Source organism: Cytobacillus spartinae (genome assembly GCF_042865285.1).
Lineage (GTDB): Bacteria > Bacillota > Bacilli > Bacillales > Cytobacillaceae > Robertmurraya_A > Robertmurraya_A spartinae.
Genome location: NZ_JBIACK010000010.1, coordinates 128776 through 154543, shown reverse-complemented (window position 1 = coordinate 154543; position 25768 = coordinate 128776). Strand labels below are relative to the sequence as shown.

At 37.0% G+C, this 25768-nt stretch carries 33 protein-coding genes; 7 read left to right on the top strand and 26 right to left on the bottom strand.

Annotation, left to right across the window (positions count from 1 at the left end; all coding sequences use genetic code 11):
• Positions 1-66 precede the first annotated feature (66 nt).
• From ACFYKX_RS18620 to ACFYKX_RS18610, 3 genes are all read right to left on the bottom strand, one after another.
• Positions 67-486 (bottom strand): hypothetical protein, encoded by a 420-nt coding sequence (locus ACFYKX_RS18620; protein ID WP_389362577.1) that lies wholly within the window; start codon positions 484-486, stop codon positions 67-69.
• Between the two features lie 162 nt (positions 487-648).
• A complete protein-coding gene (scpB, locus tag ACFYKX_RS18615; RefSeq protein ID WP_389362576.1) occupies positions 649-1233 on the bottom strand; it encodes an SMC-Scp complex subunit ScpB in 585 nt (194 codons plus the stop codon).
• A gap of 3 nt (positions 1234-1236) precedes the next feature.
• Positions 1237-1983 (bottom strand): segregation/condensation protein A, encoded by a 747-nt coding sequence (locus ACFYKX_RS18610; protein ID WP_389362575.1) that lies wholly within the window; start codon positions 1981-1983, stop codon positions 1237-1239.
• A gap of 258 nt (positions 1984-2241) precedes the next feature.
• Between ACFYKX_RS18610 and ACFYKX_RS18605 the strand changes: the two genes are divergently transcribed.
• Complete coding sequence (locus ACFYKX_RS18605) at positions 2242-2337, top strand: YjcZ family sporulation protein (protein ID WP_389362574.1); 96 nt, start codon at positions 2242-2244, stop codon at positions 2335-2337.
• Between the two features lie 214 nt (positions 2338-2551).
• Positions 2552-3079 carry a DUF309 domain-containing protein gene (locus ACFYKX_RS18600; protein ID WP_389362573.1) on the top strand — a complete coding sequence of 176 codons (528 nt, stop codon included), beginning with the start codon at positions 2552-2554 and terminating at the stop codon, positions 3077-3079.
• Positions 3080-3083: 4 nt separating this feature from the next.
• Here the strand turns inward: ACFYKX_RS18600 and ACFYKX_RS18595 are convergent, their stop codons facing one another.
• The 17 genes from ACFYKX_RS18595 to spoIIM all read right to left on the bottom strand — a co-directional run bounded on the left by ACFYKX_RS18595 (position 3084) and on the right by spoIIM (position 18737).
• Complete coding sequence (locus tag ACFYKX_RS18595) at positions 3084-3455, bottom strand: GNAT family N-acetyltransferase (RefSeq protein ID WP_389362572.1); 372 nt, start codon at positions 3453-3455, stop codon at positions 3084-3086.
• A gap of 493 nt (positions 3456-3948) precedes the next feature.
• Positions 3949-5268 (bottom strand): diaminopimelate decarboxylase, encoded by a 1320-nt coding sequence (gene lysA, locus ACFYKX_RS18590; RefSeq protein WP_389362571.1) that lies wholly within the window; start codon positions 5266-5268, stop codon positions 3949-3951.
• Between the two features lie 144 nt (positions 5269-5412).
• Complete coding sequence (locus ACFYKX_RS18585; protein WP_389362570.1) at positions 5413-6897, bottom strand: spore germination protein; 1485 nt, start codon at positions 6895-6897, stop codon at positions 5413-5415.
• Positions 6878-7459, bottom strand: coding sequence for a stage V sporulation protein AE (locus tag ACFYKX_RS18580; protein ID WP_389362569.1), 582 nt, complete (start codon positions 7457-7459; stop codon positions 6878-6880). Before ACFYKX_RS18580 ends, ACFYKX_RS18585 begins: the two co-directional genes overlap by 20 nt.
• Before the next feature lie 81 nt (positions 7460-7540).
• Positions 7541-7966 carry a stage V sporulation protein AB gene (locus ACFYKX_RS18575; protein WP_389362568.1) on the bottom strand — a complete coding sequence of 142 codons (426 nt, stop codon included), beginning with the start codon at positions 7964-7966 and terminating at the stop codon, positions 7541-7543.
• A complete protein-coding gene (locus tag ACFYKX_RS18570; protein ID WP_389362567.1) occupies positions 7956-8576 on the bottom strand; it encodes a stage V sporulation protein AA in 621 nt (206 codons plus the stop codon). The genes ACFYKX_RS18575 and ACFYKX_RS18570 overlap by 11 nt, the downstream gene beginning before the upstream one ends.
• 323 nt (positions 8577-8899) lie before the next feature.
• A complete protein-coding gene (gene sigF, locus ACFYKX_RS18565; RefSeq protein WP_389362566.1) occupies positions 8900-9658 on the bottom strand; it encodes an RNA polymerase sporulation sigma factor SigF in 759 nt (252 codons plus the stop codon).
• Positions 9659-9671: 13 nt separating this feature from the next.
• Positions 9672-10112, bottom strand: coding sequence for an anti-sigma F factor (gene spoIIAB, locus ACFYKX_RS18560; RefSeq protein WP_389362565.1), 441 nt, complete (start codon positions 10110-10112; stop codon positions 9672-9674).
• A 4-nt stretch (positions 10113-10116) separates the two neighbouring features.
• Positions 10117-10467, bottom strand: a complete 351-nt coding sequence (gene spoIIAA / locus ACFYKX_RS18555; protein ID WP_389362564.1) for an anti-sigma F factor antagonist — start codon at positions 10465-10467, stop codon at positions 10117-10119.
• Between the two features lie 176 nt (positions 10468-10643).
• Entirely contained in the window at positions 10644-11813 is a 1170-nt protein-coding gene (locus ACFYKX_RS18550; protein WP_389362563.1) for a D-alanyl-D-alanine carboxypeptidase family protein, read from the bottom strand.
• A 601-nt stretch (positions 11814-12414) separates the two neighbouring features.
• Positions 12415-13719 carry a pyrimidine-nucleoside phosphorylase gene (locus ACFYKX_RS18545; RefSeq protein WP_389362562.1) on the bottom strand — a complete coding sequence of 435 codons (1305 nt, stop codon included), beginning with the start codon at positions 13717-13719 and terminating at the stop codon, positions 12415-12417.
• 36 nt (positions 13720-13755) lie between these two features.
• On the bottom strand, positions 13756-14574 hold the full coding sequence (locus tag ACFYKX_RS18540; protein WP_389362561.1) for a purine-nucleoside phosphorylase: 819 nt from the start codon (positions 14572-14574) through the stop codon (positions 13756-13758).
• A 42-nt stretch (positions 14575-14616) separates the two neighbouring features.
• Positions 14617-15798 (bottom strand): phosphopentomutase, encoded by a 1182-nt coding sequence (gene deoB / locus ACFYKX_RS18535; RefSeq protein ID WP_389362560.1) that lies wholly within the window; start codon positions 15796-15798, stop codon positions 14617-14619.
• 322 nt (positions 15799-16120) lie between these two features.
• Positions 16121-17014 carry a site-specific tyrosine recombinase XerD gene (gene xerD / locus ACFYKX_RS18530; protein ID WP_389362559.1) on the bottom strand — a complete coding sequence of 298 codons (894 nt, stop codon included), beginning with the start codon at positions 17012-17014 and terminating at the stop codon, positions 16121-16123.
• A gap of 8 nt (positions 17015-17022) precedes the next feature.
• The gene (locus ACFYKX_RS18525) at positions 17023-17250 is read right to left on the bottom strand and encodes a YqzK family protein (RefSeq protein WP_389362558.1); all 228 of its coding nucleotides are present in this window, start codon (positions 17248-17250) and stop codon (positions 17023-17025) included.
• A gap of 221 nt (positions 17251-17471) precedes the next feature.
• Positions 17472-17924: a ferric iron uptake transcriptional regulator gene (gene fur / locus ACFYKX_RS18520; RefSeq protein WP_389362557.1), complete on the bottom strand. Its 453-nt coding sequence runs from the start codon at positions 17922-17924 to the stop codon at positions 17472-17474.
• 171 nt (positions 17925-18095) lie between these two features.
• A complete protein-coding gene (gene spoIIM / locus ACFYKX_RS18515) occupies positions 18096-18737 on the bottom strand; it encodes a stage II sporulation protein M (RefSeq protein WP_389362556.1) in 642 nt (213 codons plus the stop codon).
• A gap of 307 nt (positions 18738-19044) precedes the next feature.
• On the opposite strand from spoIIM, the gene ACFYKX_RS18510 reads away from it, so the two are divergent.
• Positions 19045-19644 (top strand): GNAT family N-acetyltransferase, encoded by a 600-nt coding sequence (locus ACFYKX_RS18510; protein WP_389362555.1) that lies wholly within the window; start codon positions 19045-19047, stop codon positions 19642-19644.
• A gap of 55 nt (positions 19645-19699) precedes the next feature.
• Here ACFYKX_RS18510 and ACFYKX_RS18505 read toward each other — a convergent pair whose 3' ends face one another.
• Positions 19700-20866 (bottom strand): endonuclease Q family protein, encoded by a 1167-nt coding sequence (locus tag ACFYKX_RS18505; protein ID WP_389362554.1) that lies wholly within the window; start codon positions 20864-20866, stop codon positions 19700-19702.
• Positions 20863-21414, bottom strand: a complete 552-nt coding sequence (locus tag ACFYKX_RS18500) for an NUDIX hydrolase (RefSeq protein WP_389362637.1) — start codon at positions 21412-21414, stop codon at positions 20863-20865. Before ACFYKX_RS18500 ends, ACFYKX_RS18505 begins: the two co-directional genes overlap by 4 nt.
• A gap of 74 nt (positions 21415-21488) precedes the next feature.
• Between ACFYKX_RS18500 and mciZ the strand changes: the two genes are divergently transcribed.
• The 4 genes from mciZ (at position 21489) to ACFYKX_RS18480 (ending at position 23764) form a co-directional block, all read left to right on the top strand.
• Positions 21489-21659, top strand: coding sequence for a Z-ring formation inhibitor MciZ (mciZ, locus tag ACFYKX_RS18495; RefSeq protein WP_389362553.1), 171 nt, complete (start codon positions 21489-21491; stop codon positions 21657-21659).
• Between the two features lie 124 nt (positions 21660-21783).
• Positions 21784-22299, top strand: coding sequence for an NUDIX hydrolase (locus tag ACFYKX_RS18490; RefSeq protein ID WP_389362552.1), 516 nt, complete (start codon positions 21784-21786; stop codon positions 22297-22299).
• Positions 22300-22384: 85 nt separating this feature from the next.
• Entirely contained in the window at positions 22385-23305 is a 921-nt protein-coding gene (locus ACFYKX_RS18485) for an aldo/keto reductase (protein WP_389362551.1), read from the top strand.
• A gap of 39 nt (positions 23306-23344) precedes the next feature.
• Positions 23345-23764: an NUDIX domain-containing protein gene (locus ACFYKX_RS18480; RefSeq protein ID WP_389362550.1), complete on the top strand. Its 420-nt coding sequence runs from the start codon at positions 23345-23347 to the stop codon at positions 23762-23764.
• Between the two features lie 32 nt (positions 23765-23796).
• On the opposite strand, the gene ACFYKX_RS18475 is transcribed toward ACFYKX_RS18480, so the two are convergent.
• The 4 genes from ACFYKX_RS18475 to ACFYKX_RS18460 all read right to left on the bottom strand — a co-directional run bounded on the left by ACFYKX_RS18475 (position 23797) and on the right by ACFYKX_RS18460 (position 25749).
• Positions 23797-24327: a GrpB family protein gene (locus tag ACFYKX_RS18475; RefSeq protein ID WP_389362549.1), complete on the bottom strand. Its 531-nt coding sequence runs from the start codon at positions 24325-24327 to the stop codon at positions 23797-23799.
• Between the two features lies 1 nt (position 24328).
• The gene (locus ACFYKX_RS18470; RefSeq protein WP_389362548.1) at positions 24329-24574 is read right to left on the bottom strand and encodes a YqkE family protein; all 246 of its coding nucleotides are present in this window, start codon (positions 24572-24574) and stop codon (positions 24329-24331) included.
• A 79-nt stretch (positions 24575-24653) separates the two neighbouring features.
• A complete protein-coding gene (locus tag ACFYKX_RS18465) occupies positions 24654-25022 on the bottom strand; it encodes a VOC family protein (protein WP_389362547.1) in 369 nt (122 codons plus the stop codon).
• 70 nt (positions 25023-25092) lie between these two features.
• Positions 25093-25749, bottom strand: coding sequence for a CoA transferase subunit B (locus ACFYKX_RS18460; protein WP_389362546.1), 657 nt, complete (start codon positions 25747-25749; stop codon positions 25093-25095).
• Positions 25750-25768: the final 19 nt, after the last annotated feature.

Genomic DNA, 25768 nt, shown 5'->3' with positions numbered 1-25768 from the left:
TACACCCCTAAATTAAAAGAATCATGCGCCTAACCAGTAAGTATCATAAGTCCATTTACCATATATTCACTGTCGTTGGACAATATATTCTAAAGGAGAACGCAATTCGCAGCCTCCATTTTTACCTAAAGCTTCAAATACTGATTTTACTTTTTCAAAATCAATGTCTTGAAAATAAGAGGCAAATTCGTTTTGTGAATTAATATAGATACGTTTTCTATGACGTAATCCTGGATTCTTTATAAGACAACAAATCGCAACCATGTCTTTAAAATTTATAGTTTGTGAGTCAATTTGAAAAACTGGATCCTGTTCAAAGGGAGTAAATTCACTCATTTTTTCATCAAAATAGCGAATATATAATACATTTAATGTTTTTACTTCACCATTTTCAGTAAAAGTAACTTCACTTCTATTAAAGAAGTCTTCTGAAGTGTTGGATTTCTCTTTTTCTAACTCGTATCCACTGCAAGATTTAATGAACAATTAAACCATCCCTTTCCACGGGTTATCTTGGATAAATATGTAAGTAATTAAGTAGTAACTCTAGGTGGATGATAGAAAATGCTTCATGTACATGAAGCATTTAGAAATATATATAGTAAATTTATTTTACCATAATCTATATACAATGTGTCAGAAAAGTGGCTATTCGCTTGATTCTTTAAATTTTTCAAAGAATAGATCTGCCTCTTCCTGGACAAAGTCATCATCCACTTTTTCAGGTAATGGAGGTAATTCCTCAATACTTCTTAATCCAAAATAATCAAGGAATTCTTTTGTAGTGCCATATAGGATAGCTCTTCCAGTCCCCTCTGCTCTCCCTACTTCCTTAATTAACGCCTTTCCAGTTAGAGTTTGGATTGGCCTTTCTGTTTTTACTCCTCTAATTTCCTCTATTTCAGTACGAGTAATAGGTTGCTTATACGCCACGATTGCTAAAGTCTCCAGTGCTGCTTGTGATAACGTATTTGTGTTGGGGGATTCGACCAACTTTTTAAGATATACAGAATTCTCTTTCTTTGTAGCTAGCTGATAGGTTCCAGCTAGTTGAACGATTGTAATACCCCGTGACCGGTCACTGTTAAAATCCTCAGCCAACTCATTAATTACTTGTTCTGCAAGAGTGATATCCATTTCTAACACGTGTGCAATTTGTTTGAGTGAAAGTCCTTCATCTCCAGCGGCAAACAAGAGACTCTCTACAATCCCTTTCCAATTAATAATCTCCAACCGCTATTGCTCCTTTCCCATAACAAATATTTCTGCGAAGTTCTTTTCTTGTTCAATAATGATTTCTTTCCGTTTCATTAACTCTAATATAGCTAAAAAGGTAACCACAATATGATTGCGCTCTCGGTACGGAAATAAATCATAAAAGCTCTTCTTACCCTTGAATGTTTTCAATTCCTGAATAATCTCTTCTATTCTTTTTTCAATCGGTATTTCCTGTCGTGCTATTCTAGTTGCCATAGGTCTTTGTAGTTTTTTTCTTCTTAAGAGCTTTTGGAAGGCCCCAAGCATGTCGTATAAAGAGACATTTAAATCTTTTCTCTCAGATTGAACCTCTTTTGAAAAATCAGTTAAATCGCTCGGAGGTTTAGTGAACATTAATCCCCGCTCTTGCTCTAACAATTTCAAGTCCACTGCAGCTTCTTTATATTTCTTATACTCAATTAATCTTTCAACAAGTTCATCTCGTGGATCTTCTTCCATTTCAAATTCGAACTCGTCCTCTAATTCTTCTTCGTGCTTAGGAAGGAGCATTTTACTTTTGATGGCTAACAAAGTAGCTGCCATGACTAAATATTCACTTGCAACATCTAATTTTAGCTCCTTCATTGCATGTATATAAAAAAGGTACTGCTCGGTTATTTTTGCCATCGGAATATCATATATATCAATTTCCAACCGATTTATAAGGTGAAGCAATAAATCGAGTGGTCCTTCAAACGCTTCTAGTTTAACATTATACTGCTCCATCGTTTCCACCAAAGTTTCTGTTTAGGATCAAAAATACTATTCTTTACTTGTGTTAATGCTCTATCCTTCAAGCATTTCTTCTACTCTTTACATATTCTTAAATGCTACTAATAGTATAGAGGATTCATCCTGTTTATCCAATAAAAATTTGTCTCTACGTTATTATTGTAAAAATTAGGCTATCCGCCCATACGTTTTATATTTTGCCCACATAGGATGTAAATGTATTAACTAAGAATTTAGGAGGTATGTTATACAATGTCAGAAGTTACAGGCGTTGGCTTTGGTTCAGGATTTGCGTTAATTGTGGTGCTTTTCATCCTATTAATTATCGTAGGTGCTGCTTGGTTATAAGATCGATTTAAAAATCTTTTAGGATAGATTCAAGGGGCTAACTTGCTTGTCAATGCTTGAAACAGTTGGGTAGGAATTCAAATCCTTTCAAACTGTATCTAGGATTGGCAAAAGGTTAGCCTCTTTTATATTAGGGCATTTCTCGCATTTAATAATATTAGATAATACTTAAAACTGTGATACACTAATCATACATCTCTTAAGGAGTGACCATATGTACCCGAAGGAATACATTGAATACTTAATCCATTTTCATGGAGATCGAGATTACTTTGAATGTCATGAGATATTAGAGGAATATTGGAAAGAAACAGATTCGAGGAATAAAGAATCCATACTGGTTGGATTTATATTACTGGCAGTTTCCAACTATCACCACCGAAGAAGTAATTATAAAGGTGCACAGAGAACCCTCAATAAAGCATTTTCCATCTTCATTCAGCATCGTGAAGATTTGGCTAAGTATGGACTAAGAAGTGAGGATTTCATCCCTTTTCTAGAAAATTGCATGATAAAAATTAAAAACCTGGAAGAGTATAAAAGCTATAACCTGCCCATACATGATCCTCAATTAGTAGATGCATGTATACAAGCTTGTAACGAAAGAGGCTTCAATTGGTGCCAGAGTAGTGATTTGGCAAACTTCGATTTAATCCATCGCCATTCCACTCGTGACCGAAGTGAAGTCATCGCTGATCGGAAAAAAGCGTTAAAAGTGAAACAAAATAAAGGCAGGGAATAATTACTTATTCCTTGCCTTCAACCAATTCTTCATTATAGACACATTTTTCAATAAATGATGCTGTATCTTCATTTGGTTTTATTTCTTTATTAGGGAGAAGTTCTTTTAATCCCCAGACCATACTCTTTCCAATTCCCTGATGACGATGAGAAGGATTAACAGAAATATGTTGAATTTCAACTGTCTGTTCGTCTACCATTAAAACTCCGATAAGTCCAATGATATCCTCCTCTTTCCACAAGAACAATTGCCAATCATCTGCTGTTTCATACTGTTTCATCGTTTGTTGTAACTTCTTCAGCTCTTTTTCATTTGGCATGAAAGATAACAAACCCATAGCAATTTTTTCAAATGTTTTCTTATACCGAATTAGCATAGTAATCCCTCATTAATTGAATAAAACATATAAAAATTATTTTTCCTACATAGGCACATTAGTCATAAGACTATTTTTTCCAATTTTTAATCTTTTTAAACTTTTTATTATAGTATGTAAGTGTTATATATTGGTTCTTCCGTTCTTAATTGTAAAAAGTATGTTAAGAAAAAAATCAATCGTTAATATCATACAAGATAAGAATCATTTATTCAATGGAATGTTTTCAACTAGTTGGTGCAATAAACATCCAATAATATACTCCCCAGGCTAACCCCATTAGTAAGATAAAGATGAACAGTATCCAATTATTCTTTTTCATGCTAGAGAAAATAACCTCCTAACCAAAGTAGATCACATCTGTGACGTACTTATTGTACACGATAGTGCGATTTTCATCCATCCCCATTCAGTGCTTACAAACTTTGAAGTATGAGAAAACACCCCTTTAGTACATGTGGTTGCCATCTACTATAAGGAGTGTCCATTATTCCTAGTTATTCACTTTAGTTTTCAGTGGAAGATCTAGTCGCACAATATCATCAAATGTTTCACGTCTGACCACAAGTTGGGCTTTACCTTTTTCAACAAATACAACAGGAGGCTTAGGGATACGATTGTAGTTGTTTGACATCGCATAGCCGTATGCACCAGTACAGAACACTGCTAATACATCATTACTTTCAGCCTTTGGAAGAGGCAGATCCCAAATTAACATATCGCCAGATTCACAACATTTCCCAGCAATTGAAACAGTTTCTTCAGGTGTTTCTAATGCCCTATTTGCTAAAATCGCTTCATACTTAGCCTCATAAAGAGCTGGGCGGATATTGTCACTCATTCCACCATCAACAGCCAAATACTTTCTTACATTTGGGACATCCTTCTTTGATCCAATCTGATAAAGTGTTGTTCCTGCGTCACCAACTAAAGAACGACCAGGTTCAATCCAAATCTCTGGAACTTCCATTGATAATTTCTCAGCTTGATCTTTTACTTCAGCAATAATTTCCTCAACGTACTGAGAGGCGGGGATGGGATCGTCTTCTTGTGTATAACGAATTCCGAAGCCTCCACCAAGATTTAATACTTTTGACTCAAAGCCAAGTGATTCCTTCCACTCTTTTAATTGAGTGAAGATTTTTCTAGCAGCTAATATGAATCCAGTTGTTTCAAAGATTTGAGATCCAATATGACAATGAACTCCTAGTAAATCTAAATAATCAGAGTCTATGGCTGTTTTAAGGGCAGTCGTTGCCTGTCCATTTTGAAGTCCAAAACCAAACTTAGAATCCTCTTGACCTGTTAAGATATAATCATGTGTATGTGCCTCTATCCCCGGTGTTACTCGGAGTAAAATCTTTGCTCTCACATTTTTAATTTCACAAAGCTCTGCAAGAAGTTGTAGTTCATGAAAATTGTCAACTACAATACAACCAAGACGGTGCTCTAGAGCCATTTCTAATTCTTCTCTGCTCTTGTTATTCCCATGAAAATGGATTCTATCAACAGGAAAATCTGCAGCTAATGCCGTATACAACTCTCCACCTGAAACTACATCAAGAGAAAGTCCTTCTTGATCAGCAAGTTGAACCATGGCAACAGTAGAGAATGCTTTACTAGCATAGGCAACTTGTGCCTTAATCCCCAATTTTTCAAATGTATCTTTAAAGCCTTTAGCTCTGTCACGAATGAGTGCAACATCATAAACATAGACAGGAGTACCAAACTCCTTCACAATTTCAATGGTGTCTACTCCACCAATTTCCAGATGCCCCTTATTATTTATCTTAGAAGTTCCATGTAAAAACATTATTTCCCCTCATTCCTATAGTAAAAATAGGCAGTGTCATAGAAAACTACTGCCTATCTATTCTCTTTATCCCTTTATTCCATTAAATTAAACATAACTTTATCATATTTTGTTTGTTCTCGCAATTACCATATGTCCTTCTATTTATGAATTGGACGGCTGTTTAAAGCGATTTTTAGGATGTACAATACTTGGTCGAATTTTTGTTCCAGGAACCGAACGTCTGAAAAGTATTTGCAAACATGCTCTTGGGCTAAATGGTAGTAAAGGCCATAAATATGGACTACTAAATGACTTAATACTCCCAATAAATAAGATAAACAAAGTTACTCCAACTACGAACCCAGGGGTGTGGAAAATGGCCACCGCGATTAATAACGCAAATTTCGCCAACTTATTCGCTATACCCAATTCATAACTAGGAGTTGTAAAGGTTCCAATGGCTGCAACAGCCACATAAAGGATGACTTCAGGGACAAAAAGTCCTACATCTATAGCAATTTGTCCAATTAATACTGCAGCAATTAAGCCCATTGATGTAGCTAAAGGGGTTGGAGTATGGATTGCAGCCATTCTTAAGAATAATATCCCTACATCCGCAAGCAAGAGCTGAACAATAACTGGAATATTAGATTTCTCATTAGGCCCAATAAAATCTAATGCTTTCGGTAGTAATTCTGGTTCCAGTACAAACAGTAACCATAACGGTAACAAAAATAATGATGCCAACACGCCCAAGAACCTTGTCCACCTAATGAATGTCCCAACAGTAGCTGATTGCCTATATTCTTCAGCATGTTGCAAGTGGTGGAAAAAGGTTGTAGGTGTAATCATAACACTAGGTGATGTATCAACATAAATAATGACATGACCTTCTAATAAATGTGTGGCAGCCACATCTGCCCTTTCCGTATATCGCACAAGAGGGTAAGGATTATAGCCTTGTTTGACTAGGAATTCCTCGACCGCTTTATCAGCCATCGTTAGACCATCGACCTCAATCGCCTGTATCTCTTTTTTTATGATATCTACTAAATCAGGATTAGCAACATCTTTAATATATCCAATAGCGATATCCGTTTTCGACCTTTCTCCGACCTGCAGTATTTCAAATCTTAGTCGTTCATCTCTTATTCTTCTTCTTGTCAATGCTGTATTTACAATGATGTTTTCTACGAATCCATCTCTAGAGCCCCTTATGACTTTTTCCGTATCCGGCTCTTGAGGAGTCCTGCCAGGATAACTTCTTACATCAACTGTTAATGCTTCCGACTCCCCCTCCATAACGATGACAATCAACCCTGATAAAACTTGATCGACTAATTCATCTAACGTTTTTATTTTAGTTACAGACTGATGGACAATGCGATTTTCAATCTTTGCGAGTAAATCTGTTGATGATTTTTCATGGTCATTAATTCCGACTAATTCTTCAAGGTTTTCAATGATAAATCCTGTGTCACAAAGGCCATTAATAAAATATAACCTTACATCTTTTTTAAGTATCTTTATTTTTCTAGTACCTAAATCAAAACTTTCTCCTAAACCAATCTTATCTTTCATAAACTGTTCTACTTCATCTGGACTTTCAGGTATTGGTCGTTTTTCTTTACTCGCTGTTTGATTCATAAAATCCGCTCCTTTCTAAGATGAGTTCAATTGCTTGTTTTGTAATAGGTGAGCCGATTTTGTAATGATCTTTTCTAGCCATTTTCCCAATATCACCGATGCCTACAACAATAGGCACATCAAGCTCGTCTATACAATAGACGGTGTCACCATTCATTTTTCCGATCTCTAATTCTGGTTCTCCATATTTATCTACACCATATGGGGTTAATTCTCCATAACGATCTACACAAACATCTACCTTTGTCCATTCTGCTTGCTTGGTTTTAGAGGCAACAGCTAAAACTCCTAGAACCTTAATATCACTATGGCGTGCTACGTATTTCAGAGCGGTTTCTCCTGCGCCCTCTCCTACAAACCCGCTATCATCAAACATAACGAGTACAGGATCGTATGGAGATTTCTTGATTAACTCTACAATCTGAGGACCTTTAAGAACAGTTGGGTTTCCATGAGACATCGATATGCATCTACCACCTATCTCTTTTGCAACATGTTCCACTGCTTTTCTTGCGTATTCGTCCCCATCTGTAATCAGGATTACGCGCCGCCGTTCCTTCATAGTGTAAGTTCCTTTCGTTTTATAATGTACGTTCTAAGATTTGTTCCTTCCTTTCATTCCAAGCATTTTAAAATGATCCTTTTATCCTTTTGCAACAAAATACACCCAATGAAAGAGTGAACCAAAGACCTTGCCTAATACGATGGCCATAAGTAAAATCACGATTTTTCCATCAAGGCCTATCCTTTTAGCCAAAATTGGAAGGACATTAAGGACCTCGGTCAGAGCAGCAGCAAGCATGCCAATAAAAGTACCACATGCTAAGCCGAGCGGGATTAAAAGGTATGGGGTAAAATTAAAGTTAGGGGAAAATAAGCTGGCTACCGTCCCCCCTATTGCGCCAAGAACAACTGACCATTCGTACCAGTGAATCATTTTCATCGTTTTTGATAACTGAGTGAGTCTCGGAATGATTCCCAAAACAGTTAGAAACGCAACAAATCCAGATCCAACTGCTAGTCCACCAGCAAAACCGATAAACATTACAAATATGATGTTAACGATCATGCAATCTTTTTATACTTTCTTTGTTTTCGTTCATACTTACGTAATGATCGAGGTCCTGCTGGTAATTAAACATTTCAACTTCTAGTGGACTTGGCTCTTCATTTATCCGTTTACGAAAAACGTGGTTAAAAAATATAATCATTCCTAACCCCAACCCCAAGGAATAAGGTATTTGAAAAATTAATGGATACTTTTCAACTTTTCCAGTAATAATGGTGTAAATTCTTTGATGAACACTCAACATGCTGACATCCTCATGAAAGTTCATAATGGCTAGTGCAGCACCAAAGAAAAGTAAAAGCCATATTAAAAGAAAAAAAGGAATGGATACTCCTCTTTTTTTGGTGATTACTTCTATAATCGTTTGAGAAGCTCCAATGGTCTGAATCTCAATGTCCCTATAGACCTCATGTACAAGGGAAATAACTTTCATTACATCAAGAACGATAAAGTTTTGATCTTGCTTTGAAACCTTATAAATCGGAAGATTTTTTAAATCATTGATTATGGAGTCATCCGTAATTACTTGTGCAATGTCCTTCAGCAAAACATGGTCGTGCGGTTGAACTTGGGCTTTATGTCGCATGCGAATATAAACCGTTTTTTCCATGACGTTCACTTCCCACACATTGATTTCCTTGTATAAATAGTATTAGTAACACCTAAATTGTTCATGAACACCAATAATTGGTTCGCTTGGTAAAATAAAAGGGGAAGGTCGCAAATTCCATTCAGATTTGGTAATTTGTAGTTTGGGAAACTTATGAGGCATATTCGCGTGTTTATGCGGGAAATTCATCATTTTATGCGGGGGTTTTTGCACCTTTATGCGTCGATTTCATGACAGACGCGGAATTAAGAATTAACTGTCGGCAGCCAACTAAGTCCATTTAACGAAACGATAAAGCATTAGAAAAAAGGATCGTATAGACTTTATAAGTCCATACGATCCTTCATTTGTTGCAGTATCTTTTTCTCTAGCCTAGAAACTTGCACTTGAGAAATTCCTAGCCGTTCGGCGACTTCAGACTGGGTTTGATCTTTATAATATCGCAAGTAGACAATAAGCCTTTCTCGCTCATCAAGTTCCCTTATTGCTTCCTTTAAGGCAATCTTATCAAACCACTTACCCTCATTTCCATCATCAATCTGGTCGAGTAATGTGATGGGGTCACCATCATTTTCATACACGGTTTCATGAATGGAAGAGGGTGAGCGACTTGCTTCCTGTGCAAGAATGATGTCTTCAGTCGGGATATCCAAGTATTCAGAAAGCTCATTAACAGTAGGTATTCTCCCCAAAGTCTTAGAAAGCTCATCTTTTGCTTTGCGGATTTTGTTAGCCATCTCTTTCAAAGAACGACTTACTTTTACAGTTCCATCATCACGGATAAACCTTTGTATTTCACCAATAATCATGGGTACTGCATATGTTGAGAATTTGACATCATAGGAGAGGTCAAATTTATCAACAGACTTAAGTAAACCAATACAGCCAATCTGAAATAGATCGTCAGGCTCGTATCCTCGATTTAGAAAACGTTGAACGACTGACCATACGAGACGCATGTTTTTTTGAACGATTAAGTCTCGTGCCTCTTGATCCCCATCATGACTTCTTTGAATAAGCTCTTTTACTTCATGGTCCTTTAAATATGTCTGGGTCTTCTCTGACTTTACCTCCACATCCATAGGCAATACTCCCTTAATTGCATAGCATTTTGCTCTGTGCTAACTGTTTTCTTAATCGAATTTCTGTTCCTTGACCAAGTTGTGAATGAACTTCTATCTCATCCATGAAATTTTCCATAATCGTGAATCCCATTCCGGACCTCTCTAGCTCAGGCTTTGTCGTAAATAATGGTTGACGAGCTTCCTCAATATCCATTATCCCTAAACCTTCGTCCTTAATGGACATATCCATAAAGCCGTCTTCTAACTTCACGGAAATATAAACAATTCCATTCGGATCATTTTCGTAACCATGGATAATAGCATTCGTAACAGCCTCTGATACTACTGTCTTAATTTCTGTTAATTCATCCATCGTTGGATCAAGTTGAGCAATAAATGCTGCAACAGTGACACGGGCAAAAGATTCATTTTGACTCAAAGCGCTAAATTGAAGCTGCATTTCGTTTTTCATTAATTTACGCTACCCCCAATCGTTCCAAAGCAAATTCTTCTGTCGGTTCAAGACGAATTATTTTAAATAAACCGGACATATCGAATAATCGTTGAATAGCTGGGGAAATAGCACAAACGACCATCTCACCGTGTTGCTGTTTAATTTGTTTATATCTTCCTAAAATAACTCCTAGACCTGAACTATCCATAAAGGAAAGCTGTTCTAAATTTAGGACAATATGACGAATACGATGCTTTTCAATTGCTTCAGTTGCATGTCTACGCAATTCATCAGCAGAATGATGATCCAACTCTCCATCTAGACGAATGCACAAAACATCATTTTTAACTTCCATTTCAATGTTAAGACTCACTATCCATAGGCCTCCTTATCTGGTATAGTGAGTCAATTCTATGCTTAATACGCTAATTCCTTCTCATTGACAGAACTAGTGGTTATTCGCTAAAAAAAGTTGGAATACACAAGGTTTTCGACAAACTTTTTTCAGGTTTATTACTATAAGTATTAACGAAAAAAATTTAAATCTTGTTATTTCCCAGCTTTCGTAAACATACCGAATGCTCTTTTGTAAAGAACCCACCAGCTTGCTTCAGCCACATCTTCTTTTGCAACTAACGGGCTCTTCACCAACGTTTTCCCGTCTTTTACTAGCTTAAGTGTTCCAACCTTATCTCCTTTTGCAATTGGTGCCTTAAGCTCTTTTTCAAAAACAACTTCTTGCTTAACGTCATCAACACTTTCCCCTTTTTTCGTTAATAGAGAAATAGGTTCACTAGTTAATGCAGTGACTTTCTTTTTATCTCCCTTGCTAACTTCCACATTTCCTAATGTGAAGTTTCTTTCATACATTGGATGTGTCTCATATTGAGTAAAAGCGTAATCTAACATTTTTGTAATTTGCGCATTTCTCTCTTTAGAAGTAGGCGCTCCAAAGACAACAGCTACCACTCTCATTCCATTCTTTTCAGCAGTTGCTGTTAGACAATATTTCGCCTCGTTTGTAAATCCTGTTTTTAAACCGTCCACTCCAGGGTAGAACTTTACAAGTCTATTTGTGTTGACTAACCAAAATTTCTTATCTGTATTTTCACGTAAATAGGATTCATATTTCCCTGTGAAATTTGTAATTTCTTTATACTTTAGAAGCTCTTTTGCCATCACTGCCATATCATGTGCAGTACTGTAGTGGTCATCAGCCGGTAACCCAGTTGCATTTTTGAATGCAGTATCTTTCAATCCTAATTCCTTTACTTTAGCATTCATCATGTCAACAAAGGCTTCTTCTGACCCAGCGATTCTTTCAGCAAGTGCAACGGATGCATCGTTTCCAGAACCAATGGCAACCCCTCTTAACATCTCTTCGGTTGTCATTTCTTCACCTGGTTCTAAGAAAATTTGTGAACCACCCATGGATGCAGCATGTTCACTAGTTCTGATTTTTTCATCCATTTTTAACTTACCTGTATCTATTGCCTCCATGATTAAAAGCATAGTCATGATTTTCGTCATGCTTGCCGGAGGTAATTGTTCATTGCTGTTTTTATCGTATAGTACAGTTCCAGTATCTCTTTCAATCAAAACTGCAGATCTCGCATTATCTACTAATTCAACACCAGTTTTTTCTTCAGCTAAGGCATAAGGAGCAGTAATAGATGTTAATAAGATAGTGATAAGAAATAAAGTTGCAAATCTTTTCATGACATAACCCTCCATTCTTTATACGCTCCATTTTTCACCATTAGCGAACAATTTATACAACTTTTTCCTGTATTATAAAATTTTTTCCACACAGAAAATCCAGCGAAGGTATTTCCCTTAAAGAAAATATCCATTTAATATGACTATTAACTAAAAGACGCAAAAAAAGCCAAGGATCATCTCCTTGGCTAAATTCAATCATACTCATGGTATCCGTTGATTTATGCTACGGGCGAACGCTTTACGCGGGCGGGGCCGAGCCGCTTCCCTCGCTCCGCTCAGTCCAGGGCTTTTCCCACAGGAGTCGTCGCCCTTCGCTTCAATCAACTAAGTAAACTGTAATATTTTGAGGTGACGTTCCTAATGACTAAAATACCAAACCAATGAACGCAACAATTAGAAATACTCCCGATTGATCAATTAGTTCCTGGAAATTACTAGTCGCTGGGCACTAGAGCTGGACGTGTTAACAAACATTTAGTTATACACACAGGCTAGTAACTTTAGAATTTCCTAAAACATAAAAAAAAGACAAAAGGTATCAGTTCGATGACTTTTGTCTACAATTTTAAGCCAAGGACCGTCTCCTTGGCTAACCTTACTATTCTGTTATCTCTTCGTAAATCAATCTCTGCGCTTCTGCTCTCTCTGGTGTAATTTTGATGTTTTTATATAACTTATCTTTTACTTCTTCAACCTGTTCAAAATTACTATAGATCGTTACGATTGATTCGCCTCTTTTAACTTCGTCACCTATTTTTTTGTTTAAAACTAAACCGACTGCTAAATCAATTTGTGAATCCTTTGTTGCTCGGCCCGCACCTAACAACATAGCCGCCGTTCCTATTTCGTCCGCAACCATATCAGAAATAAACCCATCTTCTCTTGCCTCTAACTCATATGTATACTTTGCTTGAGGTAGCTTAGATGGATCATCGACTACTGAAGGGTCGCCACCTTGGGATTCTAAGAACGTCTTCATCGTGTCTAAAGCACGGCCATTCTCTATTGCTTCTTCAAGAAACTTCCTTGCTTCTTCTAAAGTGTTTGCTTTGTTTGCTAGGTAAACCATATGACTTCCTAGTGTCAGGCAAAGCTCAGTTAAATCCTCTGGACCTTCACCCTTTAACGTATCAATTGCTTCTTTTACTTCCAATGCATTACCGATGGCAAATCCTAGAGGCTGGCTCATATCTGAAATCACTGCCATTGTTTTTCTGCCGACATTATTCCCTATCCGAACCATCGCTTTAGCTAATTCCCTTGAATCTTCTAACGTTTTCATAAACGCCCCAGAACCAGTCTTTACGTCTAGAACAATTGCATCCGCACCTGCAGCAATTTTTTTACTCATAATGGAGCTTGCAATCAGCGGAATGCTGTTAACGGTTGCAGTTACGTCACGAAGTGCATAAAGCTTTTTATCAGCTGGAGTTAAATTGCCGCTCTGGCCTATTACTGCAATTTTATTTTTATTGACCAAATCTATAAATTCATTATTATCAATTTCCACATGGAACCCTTCCACAGATTCAAGCTTATCAATTGTTCCACCTGTATGACCTAGTCCGCGTCCTGACATTTTTGCAACCGGAACACCAACAGAAGCAACGAGTGGCCCTAAAACTAACGTAGTTGTATCACCAACTCCACCTGTAGAGTGTTTGTCGACCTTAACTCCTTCAATTTTTGAAAGATCGATTTGATCACCAGATTCAACCATAGCCATTGTTAAATTTGCTCTTTCCTCTTCTGACATCCCTTGAAAAAAGACTGCCATGGTCCACGCGCTCATTTGATAATCAGGAATATCTCCTTTTGTATATCCTTGAACAATAAATTCAATTTCCTCTTTTAAAAGCTCTTTTCCATCACGCTTTTTTTCAATTAAATCCACCATTCTCATACCAATCACCACTTTTCCAATAAATAGCTAGCTTTACTACTTAATTTCTTTTACGATTTCTCGTACAAAACGAAGGAAATTTTCTTTTACTTTCTCTGTTGTTTCAATCACTTCTTCATGGTTTAAGGGTTGATCTAATATTCCTGCTGCCATATTCGATATACAAGAGATTCCAAGCACCTCTAATCCACTATGACGGGCTACAATCACCTCTGGAACCGTCGACATCCCAACAGCATCTCCCCCGATTACTCGAAGCATCCTAATTTCTGCAGGTGTTTCGTAGGAAGGACCAGTGTTTCCAACATACACGCCTTCTTTTACTTGTATAGATAGCCTAGTTGCTATTTCCTTTGCCATTGTTCTTAATGATTTTGAATAAGCCTCTGACATATCAGGGAACCTTACTCCGAGTCTTGAATCATTTGGACCAATTAGAGGATTTGAGCCCATATTATTTATATGATCTGAAATAAGCATTAAATCCCCGGGAGAAAAACTCTCATTGACACCACCTGCTGCATTTGTAACAATAACCGTTTTTACTCCTAATTCTTTCATTACTCGAACTGGAAATGTAACTTGCTCAAAGCTATAGCCTTCGTAATAATGGAAGCGGCCTTGCATGGCAACAACTGCCACTCCGTTTAGTGTTCCAAATACAAGCTGCCCGGCATGACCTTCCACAGTTGAAACAGGAAAATCCGGGATTTCACTATAAGGTACTTTCACAGCATCTTCTATCTCTTCTGCTAGAACCCCTAGTCCTGAACCAAGAATAAGACCAATTTTTGGCTCACCCTTATAATTTCCTTTTAAAAAATCAGTAGCTCTTTGTATTTTTTGAAAATCCATATTCGTCCCTCATTCTATAGATTCTTATTTTCATTTTCGATCCTATTTTAAATGCCCTAAGAAACTCTTTCCGAACTTAGGCATTTCCACCTTAAAATTATCTGCCACTGTTGCACCGATGTCCGCGAACGTTTCACTTATAGGAAGTTCTTTTCCTTCAGCAAATGATTTTGAATAAACAAGTAGGGGTACATACTCACGCGTATGATCGGTGCCTGGGTGGACAGGGTCATTTCCATGATCTGCTGTAATCACTAGCAAATCATCGTCTTTTAATTTTGCAAACACTTCTGTAAGTCTAGCATCATATTCCTCTAAAGCCTTTCCATAGCCCTCAGGATCACGGCGGTGCCCATACAAAGCATCGAAATCAACTAAGTTCAAAAAGCTTAGCCCCGTAAAATCTTCGTCGAGTGTCTGAAGAAGCTTATCCATCCCATCCATATTTGAAACGGTTCTTAGCGATTGAGTAATTCCTTCTCCATCATAAATATCAGATATTTTTCCAATAGCAATGACTTCGTAATTAGAATCCTTTAACTCGTTCATCACTGTTCGAGAAAAAGGTTTTAATGCATAATCATGGCGATTGGATGTTCGTTGGAAATTCCCTGGCTCTCCAAGAAAAGGTCTAGCAATGACACGACCTACCATATACTTCTCATCTAATGTTAGTTCTCGTGCAATTTTGCAGATTTTGTATTGCTCTTCAATAGGGATAATATCTTCATGTGCAGCGATTTGTAAGACGGAATCAGCAGATGTATAGACAATGAGAGCTCCCGTTTTCATATGATCTTCACCTAATTCATCCAAAATCTCCGTACCACTAGCCGGCTTATTCCCAATAACCTTTCTACCAGAGCGTGATTCTAACTCTGAAATAAGTTCACTAGGAAACCCGTCAGGAAACACCTTAAAAGGAGTTTGGATGTTAAGTCCCATAATCTCCCAATGACCTGTCATTGTATCTTTTCCATTAGATGCTTCTTGCATCTTTGTGTAAAAGGCAAGAGGCTTATCTGCTTTTTCAATTCCTTTAATTTCTCTAATATTGCTTAGCCCCAATTTACCCATATTAGGCATGTGAAGTCCGTTCATCTTATCAGCAATATGACCTAAAGTGTCTGATCCTTTATCGCCAAATCTTTCAGCATCAGGAGCTTCCCCGATCCCTACTGAATCCATCACAATTAAAAAAATCCGTTTATATTTGTAAGGCATTATATCTCCTCCATATGTATATGTATTTGAATAATCAGCTTATCATCCATAATATTGCCCTTGTCGATAAGGAATAACCAATGTGCTTAAGATATCCATAGTTGGAATTCATTTTTTAAAAGCCAGTATTGATCACCTAAAAAAATGATAATCTAATCAGTATTGAGATGACATAATTAGGGATTCGTCAGAAGTCTGACATCTCATTTATATTTTACAAAAGAAAATACAAAAAGAACAAGAAAAAGCTACCTTGAATATGGCAGCTTTTTGAACAAATCTATTTATCTTTAAGTCTATGAAAGCAATCATACAAACGCTCTTATGCTCTTGGATGAAATTGACTATACACATCTTTTAGTCTTGTCTTTGTTACATGCGTGTAAATTTGTGTGGTTGATATATCCGCATGTCCTAGCATCTCTTGTACCGCCCTTAGATCGGCACCATTTTCTAGTAAATGTGTAGCAAATGAATGACGTAACGTGTGAGGAGTTAGTTCTTTTTGTATACCTGCCTCTTGTGTTAATCGCTTGAGAATTTTCCAGAATCCCTGTCTAGATAACCCTTTCCCGTGATGATTTAGAAAAAGGGAATCATCTCTATATTTCTTAGAAACAAAGTGTTGCCTTCCCTCTTGTAAATATTTTTGGATGGCCTCTGTAGCCTTATTTCCAATAGGGATAATTCTTTCTTTATTTCCTTTACCTATACAACGAATGAACCCCATGGTTAGGTGGGCATCTCCAATATTCAAGCCAATTAACTCGCTTACACGAATACCCGTGGCGTAAAGTAACTCTAGCATGGCTTTATCGCGCAACCCGTAATGATCATTTGTATTCGGAGACTCTAATAGGAGTTCCACCTCTTTTAGGTTTAATACTTTCGGCAAGGATCGTTCAAGTTTAGGCGTTTCAATGTGTACGGAAGGGTCGTTGTCAACGACTTTTTCTCTTAATAAAAACTGATGAAAGGCCCTGATTGATGCAACGTGTCTTGCTAGTGTTTTCGAGGATTTTCCTTGCTCTTTTAGTTTTCCTGAAAAATGAACAATTTGTCCTCTCTGTACATCTTTTAAGCTATTTAAATGTTCTTCTGTTTTCAGATATTTAATGTAACTTTTCAAGTCCCTTTCATAGGACACAATCGTGTTTTGTGCTAGTCCTTTTTCAACAATTAGGAAATGTAAAAAATCTTTCAGTTGGTCTTCCATTCCTAGCATTACTCCCCGTTTAAGTAGAACAAGATTAATCTATCAAACCAAGTTGATTCCTCTCCTTCAATAGGTGCAGATACTTTCACTGCTGCTCCTTTTGGTTCATCATACTTGTGATAGCCTTGATACTCTTCATTTATCCACATGATACCATAATAAAATATAATTGTGCATCCAGTAAAAAGAATAAACACCTTAACCGTTTTAAAAATCATTTTAAACCACGACTTCATATACAAGCCTCCACAACATCCTATTATATTTAAAGGTATGCCATTTTGGACAAGAATTATACCTGATTTCAACGTTTCTCTTACTGTTTATTAGATTTCTTGGCGGGACATATAACTCTACGAGATACGTCTATGTTATCGTGGAGGTAACTAAAAGAGACAACTTTTTTTCACCACAAAATACAAAAAAACCTTTTCCTACTTGAAAAGGTTTCGTCTTATTATTCTTGTTCTTCTTTTTGCTGACATTTTTGACAGATCCCATGAAAGGTTAAGCGGTGATCTTTAATTTTAAAGTGCCAATCACGTTCTACGATTGTCTCAACGTCCTCTAGTAAATCTTCTTGAATCTCCGCTACAGAACCACATTCAATACATACTAAATGGTGATGAAAGTGAGCGGCACCCTCTTGTCTTAGATCGTATCTAGATACACCATCACCAAAATTTATTTTATCTACGATTTTTAGTTCGGTTAGTAATTCTAACGTTCTATACACAGTTGCTAATCCAATTTCAGGCGATTTTTCTTTTACAAGGAGGTACACATCTTCTGCACTCAAGTGATCCTCTTCATGTTCTAGTAACACTCTTACGGTAGCCTCCCGTTGAGGTGTCAGCTTATAACTAGATGAATGCAACTGTTTCTTTATTCTTTCAATTCTATTTTCCATCACGAAAGTCCTCCCTCGCCACTGTCATAATCATTATAACAGATGCTGGGAAAGTTTCAAAATGAAATCATTTTAATTTAGGAAAAAGAATGTTTGTTATCTTATAATCATTATAATATAGGACGAATACTAGGGAAAATTAAAAAACGGTTACTTAGTATTTCTAGGAATCTACGAAATGGTATTAACGACTGCTTTCATAAGGATTGGGGATACATAAGCCTCGATGCTTGCAGCTATCATTAGTAAAAGTAAGGCAGCAAGAAATACAGTCATATATCTTCCTAATAAAGGCATGAGTGGCTGACCCATTTTTTTCATAAATTGTCTTCTAATCATTTTTAACGAGAAAGAAACAGATAGTGTGGCTGTCACGATAAAGACTGGGATAATAATAAAGTTTTGTGGTAGGACTGATACAAATGATAGTAAAAATCCATCCCATTGCATCTGGTTTACTAAAAACCCTACTGTAAACCCAACAACCATTCCCTTTATAAACAATAGTATTAAGATAATAGGCAATCCAATAATAGAGATTCCTAAAATCCACATTAAGCCAATAAACTTACTATTATGAAAGAAGCTCTGGAAAAACAAATCCTTCGAAGCAGCAACTTTTCCGTCTGAAACCTGTCCAAAAAATTGTGATAGATAATAGAATAAATCTTCCTTTTGAGTGAAGCTTAAACTATTAACTACTATTGCTCCAAATATGACTCCCATCATAAATAAAACAATTACGAATAAATAAATCGAGGAATGTTCGCGAATATGATTTGTTAAGACGTTCTGGTACATTCTATTCTTCATTGCTTTTCCTCCTAAAACACTGTTACTCGAGTGAATTCATGTAAGCATTTAAGAGTAGAGTGCTAATAGAATTTATCACTCGATACTTAACTATATGCATGTCCGAATTTGCATATGACATCCGAATCTACTAAATCTCTAATATAGAATATCTTTTAGATATAGCTCGTTCTGGTTACACAGTAGGGGTGTCTTTTCGGGACTATGAGAGAAAAATCTATGAATCTTTTTAAAAACATTGTAATTCATCAAAAAATTACTTATAATCTTCCAAATATATACTATTTTTTATATAGGAGATGAAGCGATGAGTTACTTATTAATAGAGTTTCCTGAAAGAATTGAAACGGAGAGGCTTTATATACGACCATGTCACCCCGGAGATGGACCTACCTTGTACGATAGCATTCAAGCTTCAAGAGAAGAGTTAAAAAAGTGGTTGCCCTTTGCCAATAAAGAGCAAACGGTGGAGGAAATAGAAGAGGGAGTCCGTAAATCATTTTCAGCCTTCATCACTCGTGAGGACTTCCGTCTTCATATATACCGAAAAGAAGATGATGTGTTTATCGGATCAACGGGTCTCCATCGGATTAACTGGTCTGTTAGGAAATTTGAAATTGGCTACTGGTGTGATACTCGCCATCATAAAAATGGGTTTATCTCCGAAGCTGTTGAAGCCTTAACTAAGTTTGCCTTTGAAACATTAGAAGCAAATAGGGTGGAGATACGATGTGATCCTGACAACATCAGCAGCAAAAAAATACCTGAGAGATTGAATTTTACTTTAGAAGGAACTTTAAGAAATGATAGTATGAGTGCTGATGGAACAACCATTCGAGACACTTGTGTATTTTCAAAGATAAGGGAGACTAGCAACAGCTTCAAAACTACTACAGATACTCACTAACTCGCAATAAATTCACATAAAAACGACCGATTTTTCCTGAATCGGTCGTTTTAAACTATTGTTCGCTAATCTTCCCATACTTTCCTCCGCCACCAGCGTGAAAAGAAAGTTCACCATTTCTTGCACTTATGATTAGATCGGCTACCTTGGTAGGTACAACTTCAGCTAGCGCCTCTCGTGGTACCTGATGTAATATAGCCATTTCTGTCCCAAAATGATGTAGGAGTTTCTCTAGCAATTTCGGACCAAGACCGGGAATAAATTGTAGTGGAACCTGATGAATATATGGTGGCCGATCCATACGACCTTTTTCAGCCGTTCTCAATTCGCTAATTCGATCAGCCACCCCTTTTATTACTTTATTGTGACCACATTCCATGCATGAATTAGAGTTCTTATCTTGTGCTTCGAGGCAATTTGCACAAACCGTTTGATGATACTTTCCTAATAGAGGGTCTAATCCATAATTGAAGGTAACTTGTTGACCATTTTCCTCATGTAATGCCTCTTTTAATCTTAGAAAGGTTGGCTCTATCATCTTGATTATTTGGTATTCTCTTGCTATTTTTGCCAATGAATGTGCATCGGAGTTTGTTACAAAAGAATATCGATGCAATTCTTTTATTTGGTCAGCCATCTCTGTATTCGCACTTAGACCTAGCTCAATTCCGTCAATTAAATCTACCTCAAAAACCTCAGTTAATGAAGCCTTTACACCTTTGCCAAATAAGCTTTTAAAAGGCGTAAACACATGAGCAGGAACAAATATTCCATTCAGCTCTTTTACTTTCTTTTGCAATTCCCGTCCTGTTACATAAACTCGTTGGGAACTTAATTGGATATTTTTTAAATGCTGCGTGAGCCAATTTGAAAAGAATTTCATCTCATTCAAAGTTGGAAAATAACAAAGTACATGAATAGGACCTTTACAGTTCTCATCATAGATTTCAAGTTCTGACCCAGGGATAACTGTTAACCCTCCATAAAAAAGGCCACCGTCTTGATGCTGTGTTAGTTCACCTGCTTCTAGTAGCTTTTCCATTTCGATGATAACCTCTGGAGAGTGGCAATCGATGATCCCAATCATATTGAGGCCTTTTTGGTCCCGCGCATGTTCAATTATGTTGGAAAACGTCAGAGTTTTAGCCCCAGTAATCTTTACAGCTTTCCCCGAAAAGGTTCTACCAATATGTATATGTAAATCTACAAAATAGTCTTTCACTTATTCAATGCCTCTTGTAGCTGTAGATATTGAATAGCATAGGCTGTTTTCGCATCATAGATTCTCTGTTCTCTTAGATATTCTTGAGCCTTTTCTAACGTAATCTCCATTACGTTAACAAATTCATCTTCATCTAAGGAAGCAGCATTTTCCTTTTTAAATAACCCTTTCGCTACGTAAAGATGAATGATTTCATCGGCAAAACCTGGGGAAGTATAAAATGAGATTAACCATTCTAACTTTTCACAGTCATACCCTGTTTCCTCTTCTAATTCCCTTCTAGCCGTTGATGCAGGTTCTTCTCCCTTTTCAAGCTTGCCAGCAGGAATCTCTATAATCATCTTCTCTAATGCTTTACGATATTGCTCAACCATGACGATTTTATTTTCATCCGTAATGGCTAGGACAGCCACCGCACCAGGATGTTTAATGATTTCTCTTTTCGATGTTTTTCCGTTAGGAAGTTCGACATCGTCTACTTGTAAACTAATCACTTTTCCATTAAAAATCTTTTCCGTTTTAATCGTTTTTTCCTCAAGGTGACTCATCATTCATCACTCCGGTTCTATTCCGATATTATTTGCTCATACATTTTATCATACCTTATTTGGAGGAGTATGATATGAAAATATATATCCACTCAAAAGGAATCACCATGGCAGGGAAAGCATGGGAAATACGAACGAAACTACAAGAATACCAACAACATTATGATTTACTAAAAGACTGGGTTGAAAACACCCAATCACCACCAAATAATATCCATCCCATTAGGACCACTAAAAAAGTATAATTTTCACCAAAAGAGGCTATGAAAAATAATGGCTCTTTTTTTTTTTTGAAATGTCATTACAAAATATACATAATTAGGTAAAATATATGATTACATAAACTGTTTGAATTGGGGGGTTTACATAATGGAAATCTGGGATATTTATGATGAAAACAGAGTTAAAACAGGTAGGTTCCACGAGCGAGGAAAAACAATGATGGATGGAGATTATCACCTAGTCGTTCATGTTTGGATCATGAACGGAAAAGGAGAGTTTTTAATTCAAAAGAGACAGCCATGGAAAAAAGGGCATCCCAATATGTGGGACTGTTCAGCAGCTGGTTCTGCAATATGCGGAGATAACAGCGAGCAAGCAGCTATACGAGAAACAAAAGAAGAAATAGGAATTGATCTCGATATTTTTAATGGGGAAGTATTATTTACCCATTATTTCTCACATGGCTTTGATGACATTTGGCTAGTTAATCAAGAGGTAGATGTAAAGGATTTGAAGCTACAGGAGGAAGAAGTTGCTGATGCTAAGTGGGCTAGTGAGGAGCAAATCAAAGAAATGGTCACAAATGGAGAATTTATAGCTTTTGAATATCTTGACCGCTTTTTTGAATTAGCTAGAGCAAAGTACATCCATTCTGGAAAGTAGGTTCTCTTTATTTGTTTTCCCTTCTCCTCTTTCGATAAAATAAAAATAAAAATAAAAATAAACGTTATTATAGAGGTGAAGATCTTTGAAAAAGAGAAAGTTAGGAAACTCTAATTTAATGGTCAGTGAACTTGCCCTAGGCTGTATGTCATTAGGGACAGATGAAAACAAGGCAAGATCTATCATTGAGGCGGCTTTAGAAGAGGGAATTAACTATTTTGACACTGCAGACTTATATGACTTCGGGATGAATGAGAGCATTGTTGGTCATTCTCTTAAAAATGTTAGAGAAAACGTTATTATAGCCACAAAAGTCGGAAACCGATGGAATGAAAACAAAGACGGCTGGCGCTGGGACCCTTCTAAAACCTACATAAAAGAAGCTGTCAAGCAAAGTTTAAAAAGACTTCAAACTGATTACATAGATTTATATCAACTTCACGGTGGTACTATGGAAGACCCCATTGATGAAGCCGTTGAGGCATTTGAGGAATTAAAAACAGAAGGGTTGATTAAATATTATGGCATTTCTTCCATACGGCCTAATGTCATTCGAGAATATGTCAACAAATCTAATATCGTTTCGGTCATGATGCAATACAGTATTTTAGATCGTCGCCCTGAGGAGACCATCCTCTCTATGCTCGGTGATCATGACATTAGTGTTGTGGCACGCGGACCGTTAGCTAAAGGCTTATTAAGTAACAAAGCATTAGAAAAAGCTTCTCAATCTGTCATCGAAAAGGGCTATTTAGATTACCGGTTTGAGGATTTAGAAGAATTAATTAATAGTTTGAAGGACAGATTGTTGGGGCGAAGTCTTACTGAAATTGCTCTTCAATATAATTTAGCGAATCCAACCATCGCCTCTGTTATTGCTGGAGCAAGCTCGGTTGAACAATTAAAAGAAAATGCTAGAGCTGTTCAAACGGATGCATTAACATCTGAAGAAGTTCGACTTATTCAATCTTTGTCAAAAGCAAATCAATATGAACAGCATCGGTAAGTAATAAATATAAGAGAATTTGTTTTAAGAGGGAGATTAATGACTAGACCTAGAGCATTTGCTGCCATTATCAAAAATAATCATATTTTAATGGTCAAGGAGAACTATCCAGACGGATCTTTTTGGACATTGCCTGGAGGTGGACTTGAAGAAGGCGAGTCTTTTGAGGATGCGGTTATACGTGAAGTAAAAGAAGAAGTAAACTTGGATGTAAAAGTTGTTAAATATCTATTCTCTGGAAGGTATAGCCGCGGGGAGGAACGGTGTTTTCTTGTGAGTTTATTAAATGACCGAGAGCCAACACTTGGTTACGATCCTGAAGCTGGAGACAATCAAACTTTATCCGAAGTCAAGTGGCATTCCTTAGAATCTATGAAAGATGACTTGCATGTCTCAAGAGTGTTAAAGGCATTACATACAAGCTCTAATAATCCGTTTCTAAGACAAAATGAAGCTTGAGGTAGTCCTCAAGCTTTTCTCATCAGAGCACTTCATTCTGCACCCCAGATTAAGGCCTTTCTCTCGAATTCCTTTATGATTGAATCTTTTTCCTTCATATAAGACTGAATGTCCGTCGGAAATTTTTTGGCAGCTTCCTGTTTCACTTGCCCATACTGTTTAGCTAGTTCTGGGTGAGCACGTAAATAATCACGGAACAGAAGATGTCTGGTTATTTCGTGGCTACCTTTTTGAAAAGCATGGAGATGAACAGGTAGGTCCTCTATTTCTCCATTTTTAGGTTTGGAAAAATAACGACGACCAGGAATGCCAAATTCACCTTTTGCTATATATCCCTTTTGCTCCAGCTGATGTGTATGCTGCTCGTAGATTTCAAGTTCCTCAGCTTCAGCCAAGATATCAATAATTGGCTTTGCACAAAGTCCTTCGATTGAGGTACTTCCGATATGGTGAAAAATCACCTTGTCCCCAAAGATTTTTAATAGTTCTACGTGCTCATTGTTAAATGCATTTTTCCAATCCTTATTGTATGGAAGAACCTCTACCTTTTTAGTGATGGCCATGCTACTTGAATTCCTTCCAATTCAATGAACTATCTTGAAGTAGCTCTTCAAAGGATTTATTCTTTTCCTTAAGTCTTCTCTCTTCCCTTTTTCTAGCTTCTTCTTCTTCTTTTAAACGTTCCTCTTCAGCCTTTAACTGCTGTTTTTTCTCTTTTAACTGTTCCATGATGTCTTTATTCATTAAATCGCCCAGTGTTACCGGCTTATCCTCATTTTTAGCTACTTGTCTTTGTGGTCTCTTCTTCATACGAATCCCTCTTTATCATTTTGGTTCCAATATTATAACATCTTTAGAGATAGGTAGTGAACTTTTGTATTTTTGAATATCACTGATTAAATTCTAAAAATTCGATTCGGTTTCCAAAGGGGTCATTGACAAAAAAACGTTGTCTTCCTTCAATTGGTGGTTCTTCTTTTATGTCTAATCCCGCTTTGACTAAGTGTTCACGTAATGACTTAAGATTCTTAACCGTAAATCCCGGATGAGCTTTGGTAGCTGGAACAAAATCTTCTTGTACTCCGATATGGATTTCTTGGCGCCCAAAAATAAACCAACATCCACCTCTACCTCTTAGATTTTCTGGCTTTGGTATTTCTTTAAGGCCCAATATTTTTCCGTAGAAATTTCTTGCCTCTTCTTCGCAGCCTTTTGGTCCTGCTAATTGAATATGATCTATATCCAAAAAAGTAAACATGAGTTATTCCTCCTAAATAATTTCTAAAAGAAAAGCACAGCTTTTGCTGTACTTTTCGGTTTATCTACTATTAATAGGCATCTGTAATTACTGTATCGTCGATAATTAGCGTTGGTTCTGTAGATGCTACAATATCCTCCACAGTGAAGCCCTTCGCTACCTCTACTAGCTTTAAGCCTGATTCCGTTACATCAATGACAGCTCGTTCCGTAATAATACGGTTAACGACACCTTGACCTGTTAGTGGTAAGCTACATTGCTTAAGGATTTTTGAGTCCCCACTTTTATTCGTGTGGTCCATGATGACAATAATTCTTTGAGCACCATGGACAAGGTCCATCGCTCCGCCCATTCCTTTAATCATTTTTCCTGGAATCATCCAGTTTGCTAAATCACCCTTTTCAGAAACCTCCATTCCTCCAAGGATTGCTATATTTACGTGACCACCACGAATCATCGCAAATGACTCTGCACTATCAAAGTAAGATGAACCTGGGATAGCTGTAACGGTTTCTTTTCCCGCATTAATTAAGTCAGGGTCCACTTCAGATTCAGTTGGATATGGTCCTATTCCTAATAGACCATTTTCTGATTGAAGAACGACTTGTTTATTGTCCGAAATATAATTTGCTACTAGAGTCGGGATCCCGATTCCAAGATTGACATAAAAACCACTCTCGATTTCTTTTTCCGCACGTTGTGCAATCTTTTCACGATTGTTACTCATGAACTCCTCCCCTTTCTAA